The following is a 3,877-nucleotide window of genomic DNA, read 5'->3' as shown; positions in this document are numbered from 1 at the left end:
GCGGGCTTCCCGCTGCTTGCGCAGCCCGTAGGGGGTCCTTCCCTGTGGTTTGAACACCGACACTGCCTCAATGGTCGACTGACCACGGCTGCATGGCTGAGTGCCGACGCTGGACTGGGCGTCGGGGAGCCCCTGCCGGGCCGCGGGTCCGCTGCCCGCGACGCGCCGCCGTCGCCGGGGCCGCATCTGCACGGTGCTTTTCTGACCGACCGCCTGGGCTATCGGGAATACCCCTGGGGGGTATATCGTTGTGTGTTGTGAGGGCCCAGGAACGGGGTCACACCGGACGGGAATGGGGATGACAGGTCATGGACCACACCGCTCACCACGCCGGCGCCGCGCACGATCACGCCGCCCACGAGGACCACCCCGGTCACATAGGGCATGCACATGCGGGCGCGTCCTGGGTAACCGCGGCCAAGGCGACTCTGCACTGCCTGACCGGGTGCGCCATCGGCGAGATCCTCGGCATGGTCATCGGCACCGCGCTGCTGTGGGGAAACGTACAGACGATGGTCCTGGCGATCGCGCTCGCGTTCGTCTTCGGCTATTCCTTGACCCTGTTCGCCGTCCGTCGGGCGGGGCTGGACTTCAAGACCGCGATCAAGGTCGCGCTGGCCGCCGACACCGTATCCATCGCCGTCATGGAGCTGGTCGACAACGGCATCATCGCCATCGTGCCGGGCGCCATGGACGCACACCTCTCGGACGGACTGTTCTGGGCGGCGCTGCTCGGCGGGTTCGCCGTCGCGTTCCTGATCACCACGCCCGTCAACAAGTGGATGATCGGCCGCGGCAAGGGCCACGCCGTCGTCCACGCTTACCACTGAGGCACCGCACGCTCCGCCCCCCGCGCCTCCCGCGCAGAGCGGTCAGCCGTGCTCACGATGAGCCACGTGATCTTTCGCGAGGCGACTACGTCCCCGCAGCGGATGCGGCGGATCAGCACGAGGCCGCCCCTGCTCACCGCGCGGCCCACGCTCCTGTGGACATAGGCAACGCCGCTGCGGCCGCGACCCCGTACGGGTCTCGTGGCCGCAGCGGCATGCCCAGACCCCGCCGATTCAGGAGTTTCGCGAACCATGCCCGCAAACCGCTTCCTGGTACGCCGCAGTGCTCTGGCCGCTGCCGCAGCGGCCGCCGCGCTGGCGCTGGCCGCCTGCGGTGACGACGGCAACGGCGGTGCCGGGGCCACTCCCACCGCCACCGCCTCGGCGCCGGCAGGTAAGCACAACCAGGCTGACGTCACGTTCGCCCAAGGGATGATCCCGCACCACCGGCAGGCCGTCGCGATGGCCGAGATGGCCGAGTCCCGCGCCTCCTCCGGCGACGTCAAGAAGCTCGCCGAGAAGATGCAAGAAGGCGCAGGATCCGGAGGTCGAGACCATGTCCGGCTGGCTGAGGGCCTGGGGCCAGAAGGTCCCCGAAGGCATGGACCACGACGGTATGGATCACGGGGACGCCTCGGAGATGCCGGGGATGAGGGATGACCGGCGGATGGACGAGTTGGAGGGTGCCTCGGGCAAGGCGTTCGACCGCATGTTCCTGACCATGATGATCGGTCACCATCAGGGCGCGATCGAGATGGCCAGGACAGAGCAGCGGCAGGGCGCCTACGGTCCCGCCGAGGAACTCGCCGGCCAGATCGTCACCACCCAGTCCGCGGAGATCGCCCAGGTGCGGAAGATGCTCGGCACGGACTGACCGGCCTGACCGTGGGCGGAGGCGCCCGTACCTGTCTGCCTGTCCCTTCGGGAGCAGGTGCGGAGAGGGTGTCAGTGGGCGTGATCGTGGCCGTCGGTGTCACCGGGCTTCTCCGGTGTCGCGGGGGTTGCGGTCGGCGGTACGGGTTCGGTGGAGGGGCCTTCCTCGTCGCCGTGACTGTCGCTGGTGTCGCCGTGGCCGTCCTCGGTTGGTTCTTCCTTTGATTCTTGTTCGCTGCCGTGGCTGTGTCCGTGGCCGGCGGGCTGTTCAGCGATGTCGGCGGCGAGTTGGCGCAGTCCCGCGAAGGCGATGAGCGAGGTGACCAGGACGGCCAGTCCGAACAGACTGAAGATCCGTCGCAGGGGCGTGCTCGCCTCTTTGAGGGTGTAGGCGACGAAGGACAGCGCGAGGCCGAGTGGCACCAGGACGGCGGCCCGGTCCGGGAAGTCCTCGAAGTGCTGGAGGCCGCCGCTGAGCATGCCGATGCCGAAGGAGAGCATCAGTGAGGCGCCGAGCACGAGGAGCATGCGTGGCCAGGAGGGCCGGTCCCGCTTGAGGATGACTTCGTTGAGGACGGTGGCGGCCAGGAAGACCAGGACGCCGTACCCGGCGATGCGCGTGTAGCGGGCCGGGTCCAGGGGGTGGTGGACGATGGCGCCGCTGATGAGTCCCGCGCCGACGAAGTAGCCGACGTAGCCGAGGTAGCGGCCCGGCAGCGCCCCGCCAGCGTGGGCGCGGTGTGCCTTGCGCAGGGCGGCGCGGCCCGGTCGGGAGGGCGGTGCGGGCTCGGTGATGGGTGCCGTGGGGCGTTCGGTGAGGTGAGGCAGGGACAAGGGGATGGGCCTTCCGGGGACGCGGATGGGGGATCGGGCGGAGGGGAGGGGGCCGCTAGGGCTTGTCGGGTACGCGCAGGACCAGGCCGGCGGCGGGTTTGGGGCCGAACGAGGTCGTCTTGCGGGGCAGCAGCACTCCGGCGCCGGCAAGGTCCCACACCGTGTTCTCGGTGACCGTGGGCAGCAGGACCGCGGTGCCGTTGTCCGGTGCGGCGACGGCGGCCAGAGCCTGATCCGCATCGTGCACATGGTGCACGGCACCCGGCAGGTCGGGCACCGACCAGGCACGGTCCAGGAGGAGGTGGTCGGTGACGGCTGCGGCCAGCTGATGCCATTGCGGCGGTCGGCCGGTCAGTGCCTCGCGCAGGGCCTCCGGTTCGGGAGTGGTGATCGCCCAGGCCCGGCCGGCTCCGGCGAGCACCAGTTCCCCGGGCTCGGGCAGGCGCGGTCCGGGCAGCTGCCGTACCTGGGCCACATCCGCGGCGGCCGCCACGGCCTTGTCAGGCTCCAGACCCGGTATCACCCGGTGGATCGCCGACAACCGCAGCGGATGGGTGGTGGAGTCGACCAGCAGGGCGAGGCTGCTCCGCCATGGACTCGCATCCTCGCCTTCGCTCAACTGAAGGCAGGCCGCGTGGCGGTGGTGCCCGTCCGCGATGAGCGCCCGGCATCGTGACAAACCGGCAGTGATGAGGGCTTGTTCGTCCGGGGCGGTGCAGGCCCACAGCGTGTGGGTGATCGCGCCGGTCCGGGCGACGGCCACCGGAGGACGCCGGGTGACCTGATCGGTGGTCTGCGCTGTCGTCGATTCCGTGGACCGGTAGGTCAGCAGCAGCGGTTCCAGCTGGGCGCGCAGACCGGCCATGGATCCGGCGCGTTGCCTGACCACATGGGGTTGTACGTCCTCATGGGGGAGCACGGGGCCGGCGGTACCGCGGGGCAGATGCACTTCACCGATCAGTCCCCGTTGCAGGATCCGCGTGCCGTGCTGCTGCTGGTAGACGTAGAGGGCGGGTCGGGTGTCGCGGACCAGTACGCCACGCTGTCGCCAGCGGTCCAACTGGCCAGAGGCCGTCTGCGGTTCCGTGCTGTACAGCAGCCGGGCGATGTGGTGGGGCCGGACGCGCAGGGAGCGTGCACGGGCCGGGCCGATGTCGTCGTACGGCGGGCAGATCACGTTGGACAGATCGCCCGCCTGGGCCGGGTCGTAGCGCACGGCCTGAAAGGGCCGCAATTGCAGGCCGGTTGGGGCCGGCAGAGCAGGGGTCGGCATCGATCGCTCCTGGAAGTGGGCGCGGTGAGCCGGAGGGGCGGACGAGGGCACACTCGCCCGCCCCTCC

Annotated in this window: 4 protein-coding genes and 1 pseudogene; 2 read left to right on the top strand and 3 right to left on the bottom strand. The window is 70.3% G+C overall.

Going from position 1 to position 3,877, the window contains the following annotated elements; genetic code table 11:
- On the bottom strand, positions 1–192 hold a 192-nt coding region (locus tag AB0I10_RS40640), incomplete at its 3' end, for a hypothetical protein (RefSeq protein WP_363157768.1).
- Between the two features lie 116 nt (positions 193–308).
- On the opposite strand from AB0I10_RS40640, the gene AB0I10_RS40635 reads away from it, so the two are divergent.
- Positions 309–830 (top strand): DUF4396 domain-containing protein, encoded by a 522-nt coding sequence (locus AB0I10_RS40635; RefSeq protein WP_363157767.1) that lies wholly within the window; start codon positions 309–311, stop codon positions 828–830.
- 252 nt (positions 831–1,082) lie between these two features.
- Positions 1,083–1,704, top strand: a pseudogene (locus AB0I10_RS40630) (DUF305 domain-containing protein).
- 71 nt (positions 1,705–1,775) lie between these two features.
- On the opposite strand, the gene AB0I10_RS40625 reads toward AB0I10_RS40630, so the two are convergent.
- Both AB0I10_RS40625 and AB0I10_RS40620 read right to left on the bottom strand, forming a co-directional pair.
- On the bottom strand, positions 1,776–2,537 hold the full coding sequence (locus tag AB0I10_RS40625; protein WP_363157766.1) for a hypothetical protein: 762 nt from the start codon (positions 2,535–2,537) through the stop codon (positions 1,776–1,778).
- A gap of 55 nt (positions 2,538–2,592) precedes the next feature.
- Complete coding sequence (locus AB0I10_RS40620; RefSeq protein WP_363157765.1) at positions 2,593–3,810, bottom strand: DUF1015 domain-containing protein; 1,218 nt, start codon at positions 3,808–3,810, stop codon at positions 2,593–2,595.
- Positions 3,811–3,877 lie beyond the last annotated feature (67 nt).

The organism is Streptomyces sp. NPDC050636 (assembly GCF_040654775.1).
Lineage (GTDB): Bacteria > Actinomycetota > Actinomycetes > Streptomycetales > Streptomycetaceae > Streptomyces.
This window is presented reverse-complemented; position numbering and strand designations above follow the sequence as displayed.